Consider the following 20,201-nt stretch of genomic DNA (forward strand, 5'->3'; position numbering starts at 1 on the left):
ACTAAGCCCAAGCCGCCTGGATCGGATCTGACTTGAAGCGTCCCCTCCTCCTGCTCCTGATCAGCCTGGCCTTGAGCTCAACCGCAAGCGCGACGATTACCGAAAGTCACGGTTATGCGCAGTTCGGCACGCTCAAGTACCCGGCCAGATTTACCCACTTCGACTGGGTCAACCCGCAAGCGCCCAAGGGCGGTACGTTGCGGGTGATGGCGTTCGGCACCTTCGATACGGTCAATCCGTACACGTTCAAAGGCACCAGCCCGGTGACCACCGCGAATTTCCTCCAGTACGGCATCAATGAGCTGAACGAGCCGCTAATGGTCGGCACCGGCCAGTATTCGCCGTCCGGTGACGAGCCGGCGTCGAGCTATGGTTTGATCGCGCAATCGGTGGAGTACAGCGAAGATCGCAGCTGGGTCGTCTTCAACCTGCGTCCCGAGGCGCGTTTCCACGACGGCACGCCGATCACCGCTTATGACGTGGCTTTCTCCTATCGAACGCTGCTCAAGGACGGCCATCCGCTGTACCGTACCGCGTTACAGGAAGTGCTGCGGGTCGACATTCTCAACAAGCAGCGCATTCGCTTCGTGCTCAAGCGCTCGGGCAATCCGCTGCTGATCCTGCGCCTCGGCGAGTTGCCGGTGCTGCCGCAGCATTACTGGAAAGACCGCGACTTCAAGGCCACCACCTTCGAACCACCGTTGGGCAGCGGCCCGTATCGCATTACTTCGGTGACGCCGGGCCGGCAGTTGATCTTCGAGCGGGTCAAGGATTACTGGGGCAAGGACTTGGCGGTCAATCGCGGCAAGTACAACTTCGATCGCATGGAAGTCGAGTTTTACCGCGACAGCGACGTGGCCTTCGAAGCGTTCAAGGCTGGCGAGTTCGACATTTACATCGAGCATCAGGCGAAGAACTGGGCCAACGGCTACAACTTCCCCGCCGTGCGCCGTGGCGACGTGATCAAGGCGCAGATCCCGCATCAGATCCCGACCCAGACTCAGGGCCTGTTCATGAACACCCGCCGTGCGACGTTCTCGGACGTTAAGACCCGTGAAGCGCTGGGCCTGATGTTCGATTTTGAGTGGACCAACCGCGCGCTGTTCAGCGATGCCTACAAACGCACCACCAGTTACTACCCCAACAGCGAGTTCACCACCTCCGGCCTGCCGGTCGGGCATGAATGGCTGATGCTCAAGCCGTACAAGGAACAACTGCCGGCCAAGCTGTTCACCGAGCCGTTCACCCTGCCGCAAACCGACGGTCGCGGCATCCCCCGGGAAACCATGCGCAAGGCATTGGCATTGCTCGCCGAAGCCGGCTGGAAGCTCAACGGTCAGCGCCTGCAAAACGCTGACGGCCAACCGCTGCGGTTCGAGCTGTTGCTGGTCAATCCGAACCTTGAGCGCCTCTACCAGCCCTATATCGAGAACCTCAACAGCATCGGCATCGACGCGCGCCTGCGCACCGTGGATCGGGCGCAGTACAAACAGCGCCTCGATCAATTTGATTTCGACATGATCTCGATGACGCTCAACCAGACCCTCAGTCCGGGGCTTGAGCAGTGGCAGTACTTCCACTCCAGTCAGGTCGGGGTCAAGGGCAGCAAGAATTACGCAGGCATTGCCAACCCGGTAGTGGATCACCTGCTCGAACAATTGCTCGCCGCGCGCACCCGCGACGAGCAGGTCGCCGCCGGCAAGGCGCTCGACCGCGTGCTGCTCTGGCAGCACTACAGCATTCCCAATTGGTACCTCAATTATCACCGTCTGGCCTACCGCAACCGGTTGGCCTTCGTCACCACGCCGCCCTACACCCTGGGCCTGAGCGCGTGGTGGCTGAAGTCTTCGGAGAAAGATCAATGAAACCGATCCGCGCCCTGCTCGTCCAGGCCAGCGGTTTGCTGTTCGCCGGGCTGGCTTTTGCCGCTCCGCAACACGCCGTGACCCTGTACAACGAGCCGCCTAAATACCCGGCCGATTTCAAGCATTTCGATTATGTGAACCCCGATGCGCCCAAGGGCGGCATCTTCCGTCAGGCCGGTTTCGGCGGCTTCGACAGCCTCAACCCGTTTATCAGCAAAGGCGTACCGGCCGATGACGTCGGGCAGATCTACGACACTCTGACCAAACACAGCCTCGACGAACCCTTCACCGAATACGGCCTGATCGCCCGGCAGATCGAAAGAGCCCCGGACAACAGCTGGGTGCGTTTCTACCTGCGCCCGGAAGCGCGCTTCCACGACGGCCACCCGGTACGCGCCGAGGACGTGGTGTTCAGCTTCAACACGCTCACAAAAGAAGGCTCTCCACTGTTTCGCGGCTATTACAGCGACGTTTCCGAGGTAATCGCCGAAGATCCGCTGAAAGTGCTCTTCAAGTTCAAGCACACCAATAACCGCGAACTGCCGCTGATCCTCGGCCAGTTACCGGTGCTGCCCAGACATTGGTGGGCCGATCGTGATTTCACCAAGGGCAACCTGGAAATCCCGCTGGGCAGCGGCCCTTACAAGGTTGCCGAAGTGAAGGCCGGACGTTCAGTGCGTTACGAGCGGGTCAAGGATTACTGGGGTAAGGACCTGCCGGTCAACCGTGGTTTCTACAACTTCGACACGATGACCACCGATTACTACCGCGACAACACCGTCGCCCTTGAGGCGCTGAAGGCCGGACAATTCGATTACTGGCTGGAAATGACCGCAAAGAACTGGGCCAACGCCTACAACATCCCGGCGGTTACCGAAGGCCGTTTGATCAAGGAACAGATCGCCAACAGCAACCCGACCGGCATGCAGGGCTTCGTCTTCAACCTGCGCCGGCCGGTGTTTCAGGATGTGCGGGTGCGTCAGGCGCTCGGTCTGCTGTTCGATTTCGAATGGACCAACAAACAGCTGTTCAACGGCGCCTACTTCCGCACTCGCAGCTATTTCGAGAACTCGGAAATGGCCGCCACCGGCCTGCCCGATGCCGATCAAGTGGCGATCCTCGAACCGTTTCGCAGCAAACTGCCGGCGCAGGTGTTCAGCGAAGCGTTCGAGAATCCGAAGACCGATGCCAGCGGCATGATCCGCGCGCAGCAGCGCGAGGCCTACCAACTGCTGCAAGAGGCCGGCTGGAAGATCGTCGACGACAAAATGGTCGACTCCACGGGCAAACCGGTGGTGATCGAGTTCCTGCTCGCGCAGACCGAATTCGAACGCGTACTGCTGCCATTCAAGCGCAACCTCAGCGACCTTGGCATCGATCTGGTAATCCGCCGCGTCGACGTTTCGCAGTACATCAACCGCGTGCGTTCGCGGGACTTCGACATGATGGTCGGCAGCTTCCCGCAGTCCAACTCACCGGGTAACGAACAGCGCGAATTCTGGATGAGCGCCGCTGCCGACAAACCGAGCAGCCGCAACACCATTGGCCTGAAGGATCCGATTGTCGATCAACTGGTCGAAAACCTGATCAACGCCGACTCACGCAAAAGCCTGGTGGCCCACGCCCGCGCACTGGATCGCGTGCTGCAATGGGGTTACTACGTGGTGCCGAACTGGCACATCAAGACCTGGCGCGTGGCGTACTGGAACCACATCGGTCACCCGAAAGTCTCGCCCAAGTACGACATCGGGATTAATACCTGGTGGGTCAAGCCCGACGCAAAACCGGCAATAGAAGTCGAAACCAAACTGCAAGCCGACCCTGTGGGCACGGAGTAATCAGATGCTGGCGTATATTTTTCGGCGACTGCTGCTGATCATCCCGACCCTGTTCGGCATTCTGCTGATCAACTTCGTGATCATCCAGGCCGCGCCCGGTGGCCCGGTGGAACAGATGATCGCCAAGCTCGAAGGCTTCGAAGGCGCCACCAGCCGGATTGCCGGCGGCGGTGCCGAGGTGTCGGTGGCCGGCTCGTCCTACCGCGGCGCGCAGGGTCTGGACCCGGCGCTGATCAAGGAAATCGAACACATGTACGGGTTCGACAAATCGGCCCCGGAACGTCTGTGGATCATGGTCAAGAACTACGCGCAGCTGGATTTCGGCGACAGTTTCTTCCGCGACGCCAAGGTCATCGACCTGATCAAGGAAAAGATGCCGGTGTCGATCTCGCTGGGGCTGTGGAGCACGCTGATCATGTACCTGGTGTCGATCCCGCTGGGGATCGCCAAAGCCACGCGGCACGGCAGCCATTTCGACGTCTGGACCAGTTCGGCGATCATCGTCGGCTATGCGATCCCGGCGTTTCTCTTCGCGATCCTGCTGATCGTGGTGTTTGCCGGCGGCAGTTATCTCGACTGGTTCCCGCTAAGGGGCCTGACCTCAAACAACTTCGATGAACTGAGCTTCGGCGGCAAGATCCTCGATTACTTCTGGCACCTGGCGCTGCCGGTGACCGCACTGGTGATCGGCAACTTCGCGACCATGACCCTGCTGACCAAAAACAGCTTCCTCGACGAGATCAACAAGCAATACGTGGTCACCGCCAAGGCCAAAGGCCTGACGCGTCATCGCGTGTTGTACGGCCATGTGTTCCGCAACGCCATGCTGCTGGTGATTGCCGGTTTCCCGTCGGCGTTCATCGGCATCTTCTTCACAGGATCCTTGCTGGTGGAAGTGATCTTCTCCCTCGACGGCCTCGGCCTGATGAGTTTCGAAGCGGCGATCAACCGCGATTATCCGGTGGTGTTCGGTACCCTGTTCATCTTCACCCTGCTGGGGCTGGTGGTGAAACTGATCGGCGACCTCACCTACACCCTGGTCGATCCGCGCATCGACTTCGAAAGCCGGGAGCATTGAGATGAACCTGTCCCCTCTCAACCGCCGCCGCTTCGAACTGTTCAAGGCCAACAAGCGTGGCTGGTGGTCGCTGTGGCTGTTTCTGGTGCTGTTCGGCCTGAGCCTGGGCGCCGAGCTGATCGCCAACGACAAGCCGCTGGTGGTGCATTACGACAACAACTGGTACTTCCCGGCGATCAAGCGTTACCCGGAAACCACCTTCGGCGGCGAATTTCCGCTGGAAGCCAACTACAAGAGCCCGTACATCCGCGAACTGCTCAAGGCCAAGGATGCGTGGGTGTTGTGGGCGCCAATTCCCTACAGCTACCAGAGCATCAATTACGACCTGAAAGTCCCGGCCCCGGCGCCGCCCTCGGCGGATAACCTGCTGGGCACCGACGATCAGGGCCGCGATGTGCTGGCGCGGGTGATCTACGGTTTCCGCATCTCGGTGCTGTTCGCGCTGACGTTGACCGTGCTGAGTTCGATCATCGGCGTGATTGCCGGTGCTTTGCAGGGTTTCTATGGCGGCTGGGTCGATCTGGCCGGGCAGCGATTTCTGGAGATCTGGTCGGGGCTGCCGGTGCTGTATCTGCTGATCATCCTCGCCAGTTTTGTCCAGCCAAATTTCTGGTGGCTGCTGGGGATCATGCTGCTGTTCTCGTGGATGAGCCTGGTCGACGTGGTGCGCGCCGAGTTCCTCCGTGGCCGCAACCTCGAATACGTGCGCGCAGCAAGAGCGCTGGGCATGCAGAACGGCGCGATCATGTTCCGCCACATCCTGCCCAACGCGATGGTCTCGACCATGACGTTTATGCCGTTCATCCTCACCGGCGCCATCGGCACCCTCACCGCTTTGGACTTCCTCGGTTTCGGCTTGCCGGCCGGCAGTCCGTCGCTGGGTGAACTGGTCGCCCAGGGCAAATCCAACCTGCAAGCGCCGTGGCTGGGCATGAGTGCCTTTGCCGTGCTGGCGTTGATGTTGAGTTTGCTGGTGTTTATCGGCGAGTCCGCTCGCGATGCCTTCGACCCGAGGAAGTGAAATGAATCAGGACAATCTGATCGAAGTGCGCGACCTCGCCGTCGAATTCGGTTTCGGCGAGCGCGTGCACCGGGTCGTCGAAGGCGTGAGTTTCGACATCAAACGCGGCGAAACCCTGGCGCTGGTCGGCGAATCCGGCTCGGGAAAATCGGTGACTGCGCACTCGATCCTGCGCCTGCTGCCCTATCCGATGGCCCGCCATCCGGCCGGCAGCATCAATTACGCCGGGCAAAATCTGCTGGGGCTCAGCGAAAAGACCATCCGCCATATTCGCGGTAACCGCATCGCGATGATCTTTCAGGAGCCGATGACCTCGCTGAATCCGCTGCATTCGATCGAGAAGCAGATCAACGAAGTGCTCGGCATCCACAAGGGCCTGACCGGCAAAGTCGCGACCAAGCGCACGCTGGAGCTGCTGGAGATGGTCGGCATCCCCGAGCCGCACAAGCGCCTCAAGGCTCTGCCCCACGAGCTGTCCGGTGGCCAGCGCCAGCGTGTGATGATCGCCATGGCCCTGGCCAACGAGCCGGAATTGTTGATTGCCGACGAACCGACCACGGCGCTGGATGTGACCGTTCAGTTGAAAATCCTCGATTTACTCAAGGAATTACAGGCCAGATTGGGCATGTCGCTGTTACTGATCAGTCACGATTTGAACCTGGTGCGAAGAATTGCGCATCGCGTATGTGTCATGCAGCGCGGTTGCATCGTCGAACAGGCATCGTGCGCAGAGCTGTTCCGTTCGCCGCAGCATCCGTACACTCGGGAATTGCTCGGCGCGGAACCCAGCGGAGGCCCGGCGAACAATAAAATCGGCGCGCCACTGCTGGAAGTCGAGGACCTGAAAGTCTGGTTCCCGATCAAGAAAGGCCTGCTCAAGCGCACGGTGGATCACGTCAAGGCAGTGGATGGCATCAATTTCAGCCTGCCTCAGGGTCAGACCCTGGGGATTGTGGGGGAAAGCGGTTCCGGCAAATCCACACTGGGTCTGGCGATTTTGCGGCTGATTAGCAGCAAAGGCGTGATCCGTTTTGAAGGCAAGCAGCTAGACTGCCTGACGCAGAACGAGGTTCGCCCGTTGCGGCGGGAAATGCAGGTGGTGTTTCAGGACCCGTTTGGCAGCCTGAGCCCGCGCATGTGTGTCAGCGATATCGTTGGCGAAGGCCTGCGGATTCACAAGATGGGCACCGCCGAGGAACAAGAGGCGGCGATTATTGCGGCATTGAAGGAGGTAGGTCTGGATCCGGAAACCCGGCACCGCTACCCCCACGAATTTTCCGGTGGGCAACGGCAGCGAATCGCCATTGCCCGGGCTTTGGTGCTGAAACCGGCGCTGATCCTGCTGGACGAGCCGACGTCGGCCCTCGACCGGACGGTGCAGCGGCAAGTGGTGGAGCTGTTGCGTTCACTGCAAGCCAAGTACAACCTGACGTATTTGTTTATCAGCCATGATTTGGCTGTCGTCAAAGCGCTGAGCCACCAGCTGATGGTGGTCAAGCATGGCCAAGTGGTCGAACAGGGAGACGCGCAAAGTATTTTTGCCGCCCCCCAACATCCGTATACACAGCAGTTGCTGGAAGCCGCTTTTTTGGCACCAGCCACTGCGCAATAACCTGAAAGAGGAGCAACACATGGGTTTTCTCGCCGGTAAGCGCGTACTGATCGTCGGTGTCGCCAGCAAGCTGTCCATCGCATCCGGCATCGCTGCCGCCATGCATCGCGAGGGCGCTGAGCTTGCCTTCACTTATCAGAACGACAAACTGAAAGGTCGTGTTGAAGAATTCGCCCAAGGCTGGGGTTCGAGCCCTGAGCTGTGCTTCCCGTGCGACGTGGCCAGCGATGAAGAAATCGCCAAGGTCTTCGAAGCACTGAGCAAGAAGTGGGACGGCCTGGACTGCATCGTTCACTCCGTTGGCTTCGCTCCGGGCGACCAACTGGACGGCGACTTCACCGAAGCCACCACCCGTGACGGTTTCCGCATCGCGCACGACATCAGCGCCTACAGCTTCGTGGCCCTGGCCAAAGCCGGCCGCGAAATGATGAAAGGCCGCAACGGCAGCCTGCTGACCCTGTCGTACCTGGGCGCTGAGCGCACCATGCCGAACTACAACGTGATGGGCATGGCCAAGGCTTCGCTGGAAGCTGGCGTACGTTACCTGGCCGGCTCCCTGGGCCCGGATGGCACCCGCGTCAACTGCGTATCGGCTGGCCCGATCCGTACCCTGGCAGCCTCGGGCATCAAGAACTTCCGCAAGATGCTGGCCGCCAACGAAGCGCAAACCCCACTGCGTCGCAACGTCACCATCGACGAAGTCGGCAACGCCGGCGCCTTCCTGTGCTCCGACCTGGCGTCGGGCATCAGCGGCGAAATCATGTACGTCGACGGCGGCTTCAACACCACCGCCATGGGCAACATCGAAGAGTGATCTTCGCCTAGCCAATAAAAAAACCCGCCGATCTGGCGGGTTTTTTTATGCCTGCAACACTGCCCCCTGTGGGAGTGAGCTTGCTCACGAAGAAGCCAGCACGTTCAACGGAGATGTTGCCTGACCGGACGCCTTCGCGAGCAGGCTCGCTCCCACATGGATTTGTGGTGAACAGGGATGTTTTGAACACCGAAGGACCCGTGGGAGTGAGCTTGCTCACGAAGAGGCCAGCACGTTCAACGGAGATGTTGCCTGACCGGACGCCTTCGCGAGCAGGCTCGCTCCCACATGGATTTGTGGTGAACCGGGATGTTTTGAACACCGAAGGACCCGTGGGAGTGAGCTTGCTCACGAAGAGGCCAGCACGTTCAACGGAGATGTTGCCTGACCGGACGCCTTCCCGAGCAGGCTCGCTCCCACATGGATTTGTGGTGAACCGGGATTTGAGAACACCCGACACCCCTGTAGGAGTGAGCCTGCTCGCGATAGCGCTGGGTCAGGCAATGAAGAGGTTGATGGCCGGACACTATCGCGAGCAGACTCACGCCTACAAGCGATCTACGGTGCATTCGCTAACAACGCTTCAAGGCCTGCTTGTGCACATACATCGCGCTATCGGCATCCGCCAGCAGCCGATCCACGGTCTCATGGCGCTTGGCGTCATATTCGATCTGGCCCACGCTAAAGCGAATCGCATAGCCCCGGTGCAACGTGGCATTGCGCTCTTCGAGAATATCCTTGAGCCGCGCCATGATCGCCGTCGTTTCAATATGGCTGGAGCCGGTCAGCAGCGCAACGAACTCATCGCCACCGAGCCGCCCGACCACATCACTCTCGCGGAAGGCGATGCGCAGCACGTCGGCAAAAGTCTTCAGCGCACTGTCACCCTCGGCATGCCCATACAGATCGTTGATCTGCTTGAAGTCATTAAGGTCGAAAAACAGCAAGGTCGCCGGCCGTTCCAGCCGTGCGCAGGCGTCCAGTGCATGCTGCGCCAGTTGCTTGAAACCACGGCGATTGGACAGCAACGTCAACTCATCCATGCTCGCGATCTGCACAGCAGCCAACTCTTGCTCGGCCATTTCCGCCAGATCACGCAACAACGCACGCTCTTCCTCGTCGAGGTCGCGGGGCCTGGTGTCGATCAGGCACAGCGTGCCCATTTTGTTGCCATTGGGCACGGTCAGCGGATAACCGGCGTAGAAACGAATGTTCGGCGCGCCCGTCACCAACGGGTTGTCATGGAAGCGCACATCCTCGCGAGCGTCCGGCACCAACAGCAGGCCGTCGTTAAGAATCGCATGACCGCAAAACGAGACATCCCTCGGTGTCTCGCTGACATCCAGGCCCACGCACGACTTGAACCACTGCCGATTGGTGTCGACCAGCGTCACCAGTGCAATCGGCACATTGAACAGGCGTTTGGCCAACCGCGTCAGTCGATCGAAACGTTCTTCAGGGGCGGAATCGAGCAGCTCAAGACCGTGCAACGCTTGAACGCGCGCCGTTTCATTCGCAGGTTTTCCTGGAACCAGCATCAGCACACTCCATTGGCAACAATGCTTCCAAGCGTAGCGCTAATTTGGCAATGGCTCACATTTGCGCCACCGGGCATGGCCCGCCCGCATCGGCCCAGAGCTTGAATTGCGTGACAAAAATATCGTGCGGTACTGGCACCGGCGCGCGCCCTGCCCCGGGACTCCAGCCCCACAGCACCAATTTGTCTTCGCTGACATGCTTGATCAGCGCAGCAAAGTCGCGATCACCATTGCTCGAGCGATCCTTGATCATCGCGCATAGCTTGTCCGGCGGCAGGCCGATCCAGGCCATTTTGTGCGCCGCCGGCGGCAGGCTCCAGTGCGGCGCACCCGGTGGTGCATGCGGGCCGTAACTCGCCGGCGGATTGTTTTCCGCGTGACAGGTTGCACAGGGCAAACCGGCCGCGCCCTTGCCGTCCATGCCGCGCACCACGTTCATCGCATGGGGAATGCCGGCGTCGAACTGCAACGGCGAATCCCCGGGAATGTGGCAGTTCTGGCAGCGCGGACTCTGGAAGACTTTCTGTACGGTGGTGAAGGCTTTCAAGGCTTCCTGATCATCGGCAAACAGATCCGAGGCATAACCGCCCAGCCCCAGTAGAACCACCGTGCCCAACACTAGATGTCGTTTCATCTCACACCCCCGACAGTTGCAGCGGCAACTCGCGCAGACGTTGCCCGGTCAGGGCGAACACCGCGTTGGCCACGGCTGGCGCGGTCGGCGGCACACCGGCCTCGCCGATGCCGCCGGGTTTGTCGCTGCTGGGCACGATGTGCACTTCCACCACCGGCATCTCGTTGAGCCGCAGCACCTGATAATCGTGATAGTTGGACTGCACCACCGCGCCGTCCTTGAGCGTCAGCTTGCTGTGCAGCGCCATGCCCAGACCGAAAGTGATGCACGATTCCATCTGCGCCGCGATGCTCTGCGGGTTCACCGCAATCCCGCAGTCCACCGCACAGACCACGCGATGCACGCGAATTGCCAGATTGTCCTGCGACACCTCCGCGACCTGCGCCACGTAACTGCCGAATGACTCGTGCACCGCCACGCCCAGCGCATGGCCGTCCGGCAACGGGGCTTTCCAGTTAGCCTTTTCCACCGCCAGATTGAGCACGCCCAAATGCCGAGGATGATCCTTGAGCAAGGTTCGTCGGTACTCGACCGGATCCTTGCCCGCCGCCGTGGCCATTTCATCGATCAGCGATTCCATGACAAAACCGGTATGGCTATGACCCACCGAACGCAGCCACAACACATTGATGCCCGTTTGCGGCGAATGCAGATCGACCTGATGATTGGCCAGGCCTTTGACGTAAGGACTGTCGGCCACGCCTTCGACCGAGGTCGGGTCGATGCCGTTTTTGACCATCGTCGCCTCCATCAACGTGCCGGTCATGATCGATTGCCCGACCAGTACGTGCTGCCAGCTCGACGGCAAGCCATCAGCACCGAGGCCGATCTTCGCCTGATGCAGAAACATCGAGCGGTAGTACCCGCCGCGAATATCGTCTTCGCGCGACCACACGGTTTTCACCGGCATCGCGGCGGCTTTCGCCACTTGCACCGCCTCGGCGACGAAGTCTGATGTCGGGTTGGCCCGGCGCCCAAAACCACCGCCAAGGAATTCGGTGTGGATTTCCACCTGCTCCGGTTTCAGTCCGGTGATCTTGCCAGCGACCATTTGATCCAGCGTCTGGAATTGTGTGCCGGTCCAGATTTCGCATTTCTCGGCGCTGATCTTCACCGTGCAGTTGAGCGGTTCCATCGGCGCATGAGCCAGATAAGGCACGCTGTATTCGACATCGATCTTCTTCGCCGCTTTGCCAAAACTGCCCTTGGCATCACCGGCCTGACTGGCTGACGTGCCTTGCGTGGCGGCCAGTTTGCGGAAACTCGCCAGCAATTTCTCGCTGCTCAGATCGGCATGCGGACCCAGATCCCAATCGACCTTCAGCGCATCACGCCCCAGTTTCGCCGCCCAGTAATGCTCGGCAATCACCGCCACGCCCGTCGGTACCTGCACCACTTTGTGTACGCCCGGCACCGCCAGCGCTTCAGCGCCTTCGAAAGATTTAACAGTGGCACCGAATACCGGTGGGCGCGCGACCATTGCGGTCATCAAGCCTTCAAACTGCACGTCCATGCCGAACTTGGCGCGGCCGGTGATTTTCTCCGGTGTGTCGAGGCGTTTGGTCGGTTTGCCAATGACTTTCCAGTCCTTGGCTTCCTTGAAGGTAATAGACTTCGGATCCGGCACCGGCAATTGCCCGGCGGCATCCGCCAGCTCGCCATAAGTTGCACGTTTGTCACCGGCAATCACCACGCCCGATTCGGTGCGAATGGCCGACGGCGCCACCTCAAAGCGCTTCGCCGCCGCCTCCACCAACATCTGCCGCGCGGTCGCGCCTGCCAGTCGATAGCGGTCAAATTCCATCCACGTCGACGTCGAGCCGCCGGTAATCTGCATGCCGCCAAAACCGGGCATGCCGTAATCCGCCGCCGACGCGGGTGAGTGCTCGACGCGGATCTTCGACCAATCGGCGTCCAGCTCTTCGGCAATCAACATGGTCAGGCCGGTCCAGATGCCTTGGCCCATCTCCGAATGCCCCAGCAAAACGGTGACGCTGTTGTCTGCTGCGATGCGCAAAAACGCATTCGGCGCGAAAACCTTGCCTTCATTCTCGGCCGCATAGGCAAACTTGTGGCCGCCAGGGACGACAAACGCCACCACCAGACCGCCGCCCAACACGGCGCTGCCCTTGAGAAAACCCCGACGCGATACAGGACTGTTCATCGCCTATCTCCCACAGATTGAATCAGCCGATTTCCGATGCACGCTTAACCGCTGCGCGAATGCGGGGATAGGTGCCGCAACGGCAGATATTGCCGGAGAGCGCCTGATCGATATCGCTGTCGGTGGGTTTGGGGATTTTCGCCAGCAGTGCCGCCGCAGACATGATCTGCCCCGACTGGCAGTAACCGCACTGCACCACGTCGAGTTCGGCCCAGGCTTGCTGCACCGGGTGCGAACCGTCGGTGGACAGCCCTTCGATGGTGAGAATTTTCTGGCCATGCGCTACGGCGGTCGCGGGCGTAATGCAGGCGCGCAACGGCGCCCCGTCAACGTGCACGGTGCAGGCCCCGCACTGGGCCATGCCGCAGCCGAATTTGGTACCGGTCAGGTGCGCGACATCGCGCAGGACCCAGAGCAACGGCATGTCCGCAGGGACATCGAGCTCCTGATCCTTGCCATTGATATTCAAGGTCAGCATCGGGGAAATTCCTCAGACTCACGGTGTTCTGAAGGGGCGCCGCTGTGGCCAGCAAAGCCTACGCGCGCCTCGGCTTATCCCTTTCAGCAAAGCCTAATTTGCGTACGAAGCCAGACGTTGCGACCACCGGTCATGCAGATGTCGACTTTAATCCTACAGTTGATAACGGCTCGCACTGAGCCTGCACTGTAGAAAACTCGTCATGAGCGAAACCGGTCCGCGATCACCGCGCGGGTTATCCATCAGATTGGTCTGGAGTTGCGAACATGGGATTTGTCACCACCAAAGACGGCGTCGAGATTTTCTACAAGGACTGGGGCCCGAAAGACGCGCCAGTGATCCACTTCCACCACGGCTGGCCGCTCAGTTCCGACGATTGGGATGCGCAGATGCTGTTCTTCCTGGGCAAAGGCTTTCGGGTGGTTGCCCATGATCGCCGTGGGCATGGGCGTTCGAGTCAGGTCTGGGATGGCCACGATATGGATCATTACGCCGACGACACGCTGGCCGTGGTCAACCATCTGGGTCTGAAGAACGTCGTGCACGTCGGCCACTCGACCGGTGGCGGTGAGGTGATCCATTACATTGCCCGGCATGGTCAGGCCAACGTCGCCAAAGGTGTGTTGATCAGTGCGGTGCCACCGTTGATGGTGCAGACCGAGAGCAATCCGGGTGGGCTGCCGAAATCGGTGTTCGATGATTTTCAGGCGCAACTGGCGGCGAACCGGGCGCAGTTCTATCGGGACATTCCGACGGGGCCGTTTTATGGCTACAACAGGCCGGGTGCCACGCCATCGGAGGGGATTATTGCCAACTGGTGGCGTCAGGGCATGATCGGTGGAGCGAAGGCGCATTACGACGGGATCGTCGCGTTTTCACAGACGGATTTTACTGAGGATTTGAAGAAGGTCACGGTACCGGTGCTGGTGATGCATGGCGAGGATGATCAGATTGTGCCGTACGCAGATTCGGGGCCGTTGTCGGCCAAGTTGCTGCCCAATGGCACGCTGAAGTCTTATCCGGGATTCCCGCACGGGATGCCGACGACGGAGGCCGAGACGATTAACGCCGATCTGCTGGCGTTTATTCGCGGTGAAGATCTGTAAGTTTATGCACTGCACCCTGTGGGAGCGAGCTTGCTCGCGAAAGCGTCATTACTTTCAACATTGATGTCGACTGACACGACGCCTTCGCGAGCAAGCTCGCTCCCACAGGGACTATGTGACATGCCAAAAATCCTCACTCCATTCCAAGTCCCAGAAGTTTTCTGCCCCCTCTAATCCTCTGTACGCTCCGTGCTTTCACGATCACGCTCGTAGTGGTGAGCCAGTGGCAGCGCCGGCAGCCACGACTCGCGGCGGATGGTCCAGAGTTCGTAGGTGGGTTTGAACTGATTAGGCTCATCCAGCGATCCGACGCTGACCTCTACTTCATCTGCCGAACGCGCGAACACCGGAGAGCCGCAGCGCGGGCAGAAAAAGCGCCCGTTGTAGTCGCGCATTTCGCCGGTGACCTTCAACGCATCCTCGGGAAATATGGCCGAGGTGCCGAACAGCGCGCCGTGGCGTTTGCGGCAGTCGAGGCAGTGGCAGATGCCGACTCGGTAGGGCTGACCTATCACTTCGAAACGGACATCGCCGCATAGGCAACCGCCGGTCAATCGATCCATGTCGCACCTCCTCTTCAGATCCGAAATTACCGATAACCCAGACGACAGCCCTCACCCTAACCCTCTCCCAGAGGTAGAGGGAACTGACCGCGCTGAATGTGCAAGTTGCACCGACTTGAAATACCGAGTCGAACTCAGGTTTGAAGAGCACAAAGATCGACTCCCTCTCCCCCTCGCCCCCTTGGGGGAGCGGGCTGGGGTGAGGGGGAAAAATCTCACAGACTCACGCAAAACAGAAAGCCGCCACCAACCGACATTGCCCATGTGTAAACGTCATCCAGTGATCACGTTTAAAGCACACAAACCGTTACGCCATCCTCCCTACAACACCTTGCGTCGTTACCTACGCGTACGCCAGAATCCGCCGGCTTACACGGCTATGGGCCGGGCTATATCGTTTGCCTGTCACTGCAAAACAGTGATCGGGTTTGGTAGCCCGTCTGTAATAGCCGTGTGACGACACCCTGTGCTTTCTCTTTGTGGAGGCTCAGTTCAATGGTGGTCATGCGTGGGGCTCACTCGTGAGCGCCGGGTTCCTATTGCAGCCGGTCTACCAACCCGCGTATGGCCACCACCCACTCGTTTGGTAGCGAGAGTGATGGCTCCTTAAACTGCGATAGGAGTTTCATCCATGTTCAAAATCACGCCAAATCCGCCACCCACCGATCCAATCCCTCACGACCCCGCGCTCAACCCGCAAAAGGTCAAAGAAGCAACCGACCGCGCCCTCGACTACTACCTCCGGCCCGAAGCACTAGGGGCGCCGCCAAGCTCACCCAAGTTTCGCCCCGTCTACCTCGTCGACCCCACGCTGGATGACGAAACCCTGTTGGTCGAAGCCTGTGAGTCGCTTTCCTACGCCCACTCCATGGCCGGTAACATCGCCAACTCGATAGGCGGCCCGGAGCGCAAACCGCTGCTGGCGCTGCAACAGGTGATCATGCTGAACGAGCTGCTGGTCAATCGCCTGCTGGACAAGCTGCGCGTACCAAAGTAGTCACCCAAACGAATGAGTGCAGGGATACCCCTTCACTCATTCCGTGGATTGATGAGCAGAACTCATCAAGCCATCCCGATTTACCCGTCTAGTCCTCACCAGCCACCTCGCCTACTGTTCTCCCCACGCCCAAAGGGAGATCGACATGCACAAGCGCACACGCGGCAACCGTCCACTCGAAGTATCCGCCCTCGGCGTTGGTTGCATGGGCTTGAACCATGGTTATGGACCGACCACGGATACTCAGGACATCGCAGCACCGCAAAGGATGGAGCCTTTCACGATGGCCACTGACACACGCAGCAGCGCTGCCCTCCCCGCACTCATGGCGTTCTGCCTGAGCGTTGGGTCGATGTTCAGCGCTACCACTCAAGCAGCCGAGGCACCGCAATCCATGACTACTCCGCAAACCACAGCACAAGCCCTGTCGAGTAAACAACAGACGATTCCACTGATTGCCGCGTTCATGGCGACCAGCGACATGCCCAACCTCAACTCGGCGCTCAACCAGGCACTCGACGCCGGCCTGACCATCAGCGAAACCCGGGAAATTCTCGTGCAGCTCTACGCTTACGTCGGGTTCCCGCGCAGCCTCAATGCCTTGAACGAGCTGATGACCGTGGTGCAGGCACGCAAACAACGCGGCATCGAAGATGCGCCGGGGCGTGAGCCGGGCCGGGCGATTCCAGTTGGGGATGAACTGCTGGCCAGCGGCACCGCGAATCAAACGAAAATTTCGGGCGCCCCGGTCAAAGGCCCGGTGTTCGAGTTCGCCCCGGTGATCAACCGGTTCCTGCAAACCCACCTGTTCGGCGACATCTTCGAGCGCGACAACCTTGACTGGCAAAGCCGTGAACTGGCGACTGTCGGGGCCCTGGCAGCGACGCCGGGCGTGGAATCGCAACTGCGCGCACATATGGCGGCAAGCCTGCGCGTCGGGCTCAGCGCGGCACAGTTGGCCGAGGTCACTGAGCTGCTGAAAAAGCACGGTGATGCGCAAACCGCCGAGCGTGCAAATGCAGCGCTCAAAGAGGCTTTGGCGGCTTCGAAAAAATGACCGAAAAATGAGCCTGATATCGATTTCTCAAAAAATCGGCGTTCGGAGTTGTGTGGGTGCGCTGATCTACAAACCCTGGCTTGCGATCAGCGTCCATACTGTGGTTTTTCAGAAGTCGGGACACCGCCATGCCTTCCCCCGAAACCAGCCTTTTGCAGAGCTGGCACGACAACGCTGATGCCTGGATCGAAGTGATCCGCAGCGGCGCCATCGAAAGCCGTCAGCAGGTGACCGATCAAGCGATTCTGCTGGCGATCATGAGCCGGCAGCCGCAGCGTGTGCTGGACCTCGGCTGTGGTGAAGGCTGGTTGTTGCGGGCGCTGGCGGATCGCGGGATTGATGTCGTCGGGGTGGATGGCGATGCGCGGCTTATTGAAGCGGCGCGTTTGGCGGGGGCGGCGCGGGTGCATGTCGCCAGCTATGACACGCTGGTCGATGAGACGGTCGACATCGGTCGCGACTACGATCTGGTTTGCGCCAACTTCTCGCTGCTGCATCAGGACATTATTCCGCTGCTTGCGGCGATGCATACATTGCTGGTTCCCGGCGGCGCGCTGGTCATTCAGACCTTGCATCCGTGGGCTGTGGCGGCAGGCGATTATCAGGATGGCTGGCGCGAAGAATCCTTCGCCGGGTTCAAAGGCCAGTGGCAGCCGATGCCGTGGTATTTCCGCACGTTATCGAGTTGGCTGAATGCGCTGGATATGGCCGGGTTCCAACTGGCCAGCCTGCAAGAGCCACAACACCCGCAAAGTCCGCTGCCGCAGTCATTGCTGATGGTGGCTGAGCGCCGCTGACTTCCAGAACACCGCTGATCATTGTAGGAGTGAGCCTGCTCGCGATAGCGGTATTTCAGGCAATACAAGTGCAGACTGTCCCGACGCCATCGCGAGCAGGCTCACTCCTACAGGTTTTTGCGTTGACAACATATCCAAGTAATCCCAAAGGAATTACGCGGTTTGCGGGATCACCTGCGGACCACGGATTCGGTATTGCGCCAGCAGGCGCATGACGTAGCCGATCTTGATCAGGGTCGGGCCGAGGATGGTCAGCGAATGCATCGCCACCAGCAGCGCAATCGGCATGTGGCCGTTGTAGAGATATGCGCCGTAGATGCCGGCCAGCAACATGAGCAGACCAGCAACGAGGATTTGGCTCGAAAGGTGCAGAACGTTCAGCGGGCTTTCAAAGAAAGTGAGCATGGTGGCGTACTCCTGAGCGGTTCGTTTAGGTCAGTTGAGTACATCAAGTCTCGTGCCAGATTTTCAATTCAATTAAATCAGTTAGTTGCACGATAACGAGTCAATTTGACACAAGCCGGACGCAGTCAATTCGACCCGAAACCTCGTCATTACGACTACAGCAAGGCACGTAAGGAAAAGCCGGTCTGCGGCTCGGTGTCTCCGTCGTCGGGAGTTCCAATGCTCAACAATTGTCGATCTACGGCATCGGCAATCGACCAAGGACTGGCTACGCTGTAAATCCTGCGTGTCTAACCTGCCGAGGATGACTGCCATGCAACGCTTTCAAAAGCTCACGCCCTGCCTGTGGTTCGACGATCAGGCCGAAGCCGCTGCGAAGTTTTACTGCTCAATCTTCGATCACTCGAAAATCACCGGCCTGACCCACTACAGCAAGGTCGGCCAGGAATTTCACGGCAAGCCGGAAGGTGCGGTGATGACCGTCAGTTTCGAACTCGATGGCCAGACCTTCACCGGCCTCAACGGTGGGCCGATGTTTAAGTTCAGCGAGGCGATCTCGTTCCAAGTCAATTGCCAGAACCAGGAAGAAGTCGACCATTTCTGGGGCAATTTGTCGGAGGGTGGCCCCGTCGAAGCCCAGCAATGCGGTTGGCTCAAGGACAAGTTCGGCGTGTCGTGGCAGATCGTGCCGGTGGCGTTCATGCAGATGATGCTGGATGCCGACACCAGCAAATCGCAGCGAGCGGTGCAGGCCATGTTCACGATGAAAAAACTCGACATTGCCGAACTCGAACGGGCCTTTGCCGGCAAGAGCTAATACACTGGCGCCCTGGCCTGCCGGGAATAACAACGATGAAACACGCTGCCGCCAAACACCCTGAAAAAGCCCCGCGCTTCTGGCGTGACGCGGCGCTGCCGTTCATTGAAGCGCGGGCCATCGCCGATGGCCGCGAGGTCTGCTACGCCCGGCATTCCCATGCGCATTTTTCCATTGGCGCGATCACCGCCGGGCGCAGTACTTATGTGCATGAACAGGCGCAGTTCGAGGTCGCGGCGGGCACCGTGGTGCTGATGAATCCCGGCGATGTACATGCGTGTAATCCGATCGATGATCAGCCGTGGTCGTATGTGATGCTGTACGTCGAGACGCCGTGGCTGACGGATTTGCAGCATCAGTTGGGCTTTGCCGGTGATCTTGAGTTGCGGCGTTTTTCCACCACACACCTTGATGACACTGCGCTTTTCAACGAACTGAACGGGCTGTATCAAACGTTGGTCGACCCGCAACAGGATGTGCTGCACAAGCAAAGCGCTGCGGTAGAGTTTTTCAGCGATCTGCAACTGCGTTTGAACCCCGCCGCCCCCTCTCTGCGCGAACCCAATTTCAAACTGGAACGCGCTGCCGATTTCATCCGCGAGCACTGCACCGAGGTGCTCAACCTCGACGACATCTGCGCTGCTGCACAGCTTTCACCGTCCTACCTGATCCGCGCCTTCAAACAGCATTACGGCATGACGCCCCACGCGTTTCTGGTCAACCAACGCATCCAGTTCGCCCGCGAGCGTTTGCGCGGCGGGCAGTTGATTGCGGATGTGGCGCTGGAAGCCGGGTTTGCCGATCAGGCGCATTTTCAGCGGGCGTTCAAGCAGCATTTGGCGGCCACACCCGGGCAATATCGCGGCTGACACCTCATCTGAAACTCAACACTGCCCCCTGTGGGAGCGAGCTTGCTCGCGAATGCGGTTGAACAGTCAGCACATCCATTGACTGACACAGCGCCTTCGCGAGCAAGCTCGCTCTCACAGGGTCAGATGACACGTCGCTGGCCAACACATTCAGATATTGACATATCGGTAAATTCCGATATCGTCGCGGCATGGAACTACTCGAAATCTTCAAAGCCCTCTCGAACCGCACACGCCTGGAAATCCTCAAAGGCTTGAAGGATCCCGAGAAATACTTTCCTCCCCAAGACGAAGGTGACGTGCACACGGTGGGCGTTTGCGTCAGCAGTATTCAGGAAGGCGTCGGGCTGTCGCAGTCGACGGTGTCCGATTACCTGGCGACGCTGCAACGCGCCGGCCTGGTCGAAGTCAGGCGTATTGGGCAGTGGACCTATTACAAACGCAACGAAGCAGCGATCAGCGCGCTGGCCGAGATCATCGGCAGCGAGCTGTAATTTTTTACCCCCACGATATCGAGAATTCCCGATATCCCTTTTTACCGAAACGAG

At 59.5% G+C, this 20,201-nt stretch carries 19 protein-coding genes; 13 read left to right on the plus strand and 6 right to left on the minus strand.

The window, feature by feature from the left end:
* Positions 1-32 precede the first annotated feature (32 nt).
* Genes AB4N74_RS11955 through fabI form a run of 6 tightly spaced genes read left to right on the plus strand, consistent with a single transcriptional unit; the run spans position 33 to position 8,228 of the window.
* The gene (locus tag AB4N74_RS11955) at positions 33-1,865 is read left to right on the plus strand and encodes an extracellular solute-binding protein (protein WP_099756511.1); all 1,833 of its coding nucleotides are present in this window, start codon (positions 33-35) and stop codon (positions 1,863-1,865) included.
* The gene (locus tag AB4N74_RS11960) at positions 1,862-3,703 is read left to right on the plus strand and encodes an extracellular solute-binding protein (protein WP_460100354.1); all 1,842 of its coding nucleotides are present in this window, start codon (positions 1,862-1,864) and stop codon (positions 3,701-3,703) included. The genes AB4N74_RS11955 and AB4N74_RS11960 overlap by 4 nt, the downstream gene beginning before the upstream one ends.
* A 4-nt stretch (positions 3,704-3,707) precedes the next feature.
* Positions 3,708-4,781 (plus strand): microcin C ABC transporter permease YejB, encoded by a 1,074-nt coding sequence (locus tag AB4N74_RS11965; RefSeq protein WP_007910584.1) that lies wholly within the window; start codon positions 3,708-3,710, stop codon positions 4,779-4,781.
* Position 4,782: 1 nt separating this feature from the next.
* The gene (locus tag AB4N74_RS11970; RefSeq protein ID WP_093430714.1) at positions 4,783-5,802 is read left to right on the plus strand and encodes an ABC transporter permease; all 1,020 of its coding nucleotides are present in this window, start codon (positions 4,783-4,785) and stop codon (positions 5,800-5,802) included.
* 1 nt (position 5,803) lies between these two features.
* Positions 5,804-7,414, plus strand: coding sequence for an ABC transporter ATP-binding protein (locus tag AB4N74_RS11975; protein ID WP_460100358.1), 1,611 nt, complete (start codon positions 5,804-5,806; stop codon positions 7,412-7,414).
* 19 nt (positions 7,415-7,433) lie between these two features.
* Complete coding sequence (fabI, locus tag AB4N74_RS11980; RefSeq protein ID WP_007910591.1) at positions 7,434-8,228, plus strand: enoyl-ACP reductase FabI; 795 nt, start codon at positions 7,434-7,436, stop codon at positions 8,226-8,228.
* Positions 8,229-8,800: 572 nt separating this feature from the next.
* Here fabI and AB4N74_RS11985 read toward each other — a convergent pair.
* Genes AB4N74_RS11985 through AB4N74_RS12000 form a run of 4 tightly spaced genes read right to left on the minus strand, consistent with a single transcriptional unit; the run spans position 8,801 to position 13,042 of the window.
* Positions 8,801-9,766 (minus strand): GGDEF domain-containing protein, encoded by a 966-nt coding sequence (locus AB4N74_RS11985; protein ID WP_093442483.1) that lies wholly within the window; start codon positions 9,764-9,766, stop codon positions 8,801-8,803.
* Positions 9,767-9,821: 55 nt separating this feature from the next.
* Positions 9,822-10,400: a hypothetical protein gene (locus AB4N74_RS11990; protein WP_093442488.1), complete on the minus strand. Its 579-nt coding sequence runs from the start codon at positions 10,398-10,400 to the stop codon at positions 9,822-9,824.
* 1 nt (position 10,401) lies between these two features.
* Positions 10,402-12,564 carry a xanthine dehydrogenase family protein molybdopterin-binding subunit gene (locus AB4N74_RS11995; protein WP_257355389.1) on the minus strand — a complete coding sequence of 721 codons (2,163 nt, stop codon included), beginning with the start codon at positions 12,562-12,564 and terminating at the stop codon, positions 10,402-10,404.
* A gap of 22 nt (positions 12,565-12,586) precedes the next feature.
* Entirely contained in the window at positions 12,587-13,042 is a 456-nt protein-coding gene (locus AB4N74_RS12000) for a (2Fe-2S)-binding protein (protein WP_003224136.1), read from the minus strand.
* A gap of 266 nt (positions 13,043-13,308) precedes the next feature.
* On the opposite strand from AB4N74_RS12000, the gene AB4N74_RS12005 reads away from it, so the two are divergent.
* Complete coding sequence (locus AB4N74_RS12005; protein ID WP_257355390.1) at positions 13,309-14,148, plus strand: alpha/beta fold hydrolase; 840 nt, start codon at positions 13,309-13,311, stop codon at positions 14,146-14,148.
* 170 nt (positions 14,149-14,318) lie between these two features.
* Here the strand turns inward: AB4N74_RS12005 and AB4N74_RS12010 are convergent, their stop codons facing one another.
* The gene (locus AB4N74_RS12010; protein ID WP_460100364.1) at positions 14,319-14,711 is read right to left on the minus strand and encodes a GFA family protein; all 393 of its coding nucleotides are present in this window, start codon (positions 14,709-14,711) and stop codon (positions 14,319-14,321) included.
* Positions 14,712-15,342: 631 nt separating this feature from the next.
* On the opposite strand from AB4N74_RS12010, the gene AB4N74_RS12015 reads away from it, so the two are divergent.
* The 3 genes from AB4N74_RS12015 (at position 15,343) to AB4N74_RS12025 (ending at position 17,562) form a co-directional block, all read left to right on the plus strand.
* A complete protein-coding gene (locus tag AB4N74_RS12015) occupies positions 15,343-15,708 on the plus strand; it encodes a DUF6124 family protein (protein WP_460100367.1) in 366 nt (121 codons plus the stop codon).
* Positions 15,709-15,853: 145 nt separating this feature from the next.
* Positions 15,854-16,765: a carboxymuconolactone decarboxylase family protein gene (locus AB4N74_RS12020; protein ID WP_460100370.1), complete on the plus strand. Its 912-nt coding sequence runs from the start codon at positions 15,854-15,856 to the stop codon at positions 16,763-16,765.
* Between the two features lie 128 nt (positions 16,766-16,893).
* Positions 16,894-17,562, plus strand: a complete 669-nt coding sequence (locus tag AB4N74_RS12025; protein WP_460100373.1) for a class I SAM-dependent methyltransferase — start codon at positions 16,894-16,896, stop codon at positions 17,560-17,562.
* 153 nt (positions 17,563-17,715) lie between these two features.
* Here AB4N74_RS12025 and AB4N74_RS12030 read toward each other — a convergent pair whose 3' ends face one another.
* The gene (locus tag AB4N74_RS12030; protein ID WP_460100376.1) at positions 17,716-17,967 is read right to left on the minus strand and encodes a transmembrane sensor/regulator PpyR; all 252 of its coding nucleotides are present in this window, start codon (positions 17,965-17,967) and stop codon (positions 17,716-17,718) included.
* Between the two features lie 313 nt (positions 17,968-18,280).
* Between AB4N74_RS12030 and AB4N74_RS12035 the strand changes: the two genes are divergently transcribed.
* The 3 genes from AB4N74_RS12035 (at position 18,281) to AB4N74_RS12045 (ending at position 20,147) form a co-directional block, all read left to right on the plus strand.
* Positions 18,281-18,784 carry a VOC family protein gene (locus AB4N74_RS12035; RefSeq protein ID WP_460100379.1) on the plus strand — a complete coding sequence of 168 codons (504 nt, stop codon included), beginning with the start codon at positions 18,281-18,283 and terminating at the stop codon, positions 18,782-18,784.
* 35 nt (positions 18,785-18,819) lie between these two features.
* Positions 18,820-19,653, plus strand: a complete 834-nt coding sequence (locus tag AB4N74_RS12040; RefSeq protein WP_257355399.1) for an AraC family transcriptional regulator — start codon at positions 18,820-18,822, stop codon at positions 19,651-19,653.
* 191 nt (positions 19,654-19,844) lie between these two features.
* Positions 19,845-20,147, plus strand: coding sequence for an ArsR/SmtB family transcription factor (locus AB4N74_RS12045; protein WP_116254907.1), 303 nt, complete (start codon positions 19,845-19,847; stop codon positions 20,145-20,147).
* The last annotated feature ends 54 nt before the right edge of the window (positions 20,148-20,201 follow it).

It is taken from the genome of Pseudomonas sp. H3_C08 (assembly GCF_054669455.1).

Bases quoted from the DNA above. Each gene is read 5' to 3' on its own strand.
- AB4N74_RS11960 (WP_460100354.1), top strand. From the start codon at position 1,862: ATGAAACCGATCCGCGCCCTGCTCGTCCAGGCCAGCGGTTTGCTGTTC.
- AB4N74_RS11965 (WP_007910584.1), top strand. From the start codon at position 3,708: ATGCTGGCGTATATTTTTCGGCGACTGCTGCTGATCATCCCGACCCTG.
- AB4N74_RS11970 (WP_093430714.1), top strand. From the start codon at position 4,783: ATGAACCTGTCCCCTCTCAACCGCCGCCGCTTCGAACTGTTCAAGGCC.
- AB4N74_RS11975 (WP_460100358.1), top strand. From the start codon at position 5,804: ATGAATCAGGACAATCTGATCGAAGTGCGCGACCTCGCCGTCGAATTC.
- fabI (WP_007910591.1), top strand. From the start codon at position 7,434: ATGGGTTTTCTCGCCGGTAAGCGCGTACTGATCGTCGGTGTCGCCAGC.
- AB4N74_RS11985 (WP_093442483.1), bottom strand. From the start codon at position 9,766: ATGCTGGTTCCAGGAAAACCTGCGAATGAAACGGCGCGCGTTCAAGCG.
- AB4N74_RS11990 (WP_093442488.1), bottom strand. From the start codon at position 10,400: ATGAAACGACATCTAGTGTTGGGCACGGTGGTTCTACTGGGGCTGGGC.
- AB4N74_RS11995 (WP_257355389.1), bottom strand. From the start codon at position 12,564: ATGAACAGTCCTGTATCGCGTCGGGGTTTTCTCAAGGGCAGCGCCGTG.
- AB4N74_RS12000 (WP_003224136.1), bottom strand. From the start codon at position 13,042: ATGCTGACCTTGAATATCAATGGCAAGGATCAGGAGCTCGATGTCCCT.
- AB4N74_RS12005 (WP_257355390.1), top strand. From the start codon at position 13,309: ATGGGATTTGTCACCACCAAAGACGGCGTCGAGATTTTCTACAAGGAC.
- AB4N74_RS12010 (WP_460100364.1), bottom strand. From the start codon at position 14,711: ATGGATCGATTGACCGGCGGTTGCCTATGCGGCGATGTCCGTTTCGAA.
- AB4N74_RS12015 (WP_460100367.1), top strand. From the start codon at position 15,343: ATGTTCAAAATCACGCCAAATCCGCCACCCACCGATCCAATCCCTCAC.
- AB4N74_RS12020 (WP_460100370.1), top strand. From the start codon at position 15,854: ATGCACAAGCGCACACGCGGCAACCGTCCACTCGAAGTATCCGCCCTC.
- AB4N74_RS12025 (WP_460100373.1), top strand. From the start codon at position 16,894: ATGCCTTCCCCCGAAACCAGCCTTTTGCAGAGCTGGCACGACAACGCT.
- AB4N74_RS12030 (WP_460100376.1), bottom strand. From the start codon at position 17,967: ATGCTCACTTTCTTTGAAAGCCCGCTGAACGTTCTGCACCTTTCGAGC.
- AB4N74_RS12035 (WP_460100379.1), top strand. From the start codon at position 18,281: ATGCAACGCTTTCAAAAGCTCACGCCCTGCCTGTGGTTCGACGATCAG.
- AB4N74_RS12040 (WP_257355399.1), top strand. From the start codon at position 18,820: ATGAAACACGCTGCCGCCAAACACCCTGAAAAAGCCCCGCGCTTCTGG.
- AB4N74_RS12045 (WP_116254907.1), top strand. From the start codon at position 19,845: ATGGAACTACTCGAAATCTTCAAAGCCCTCTCGAACCGCACACGCCTG.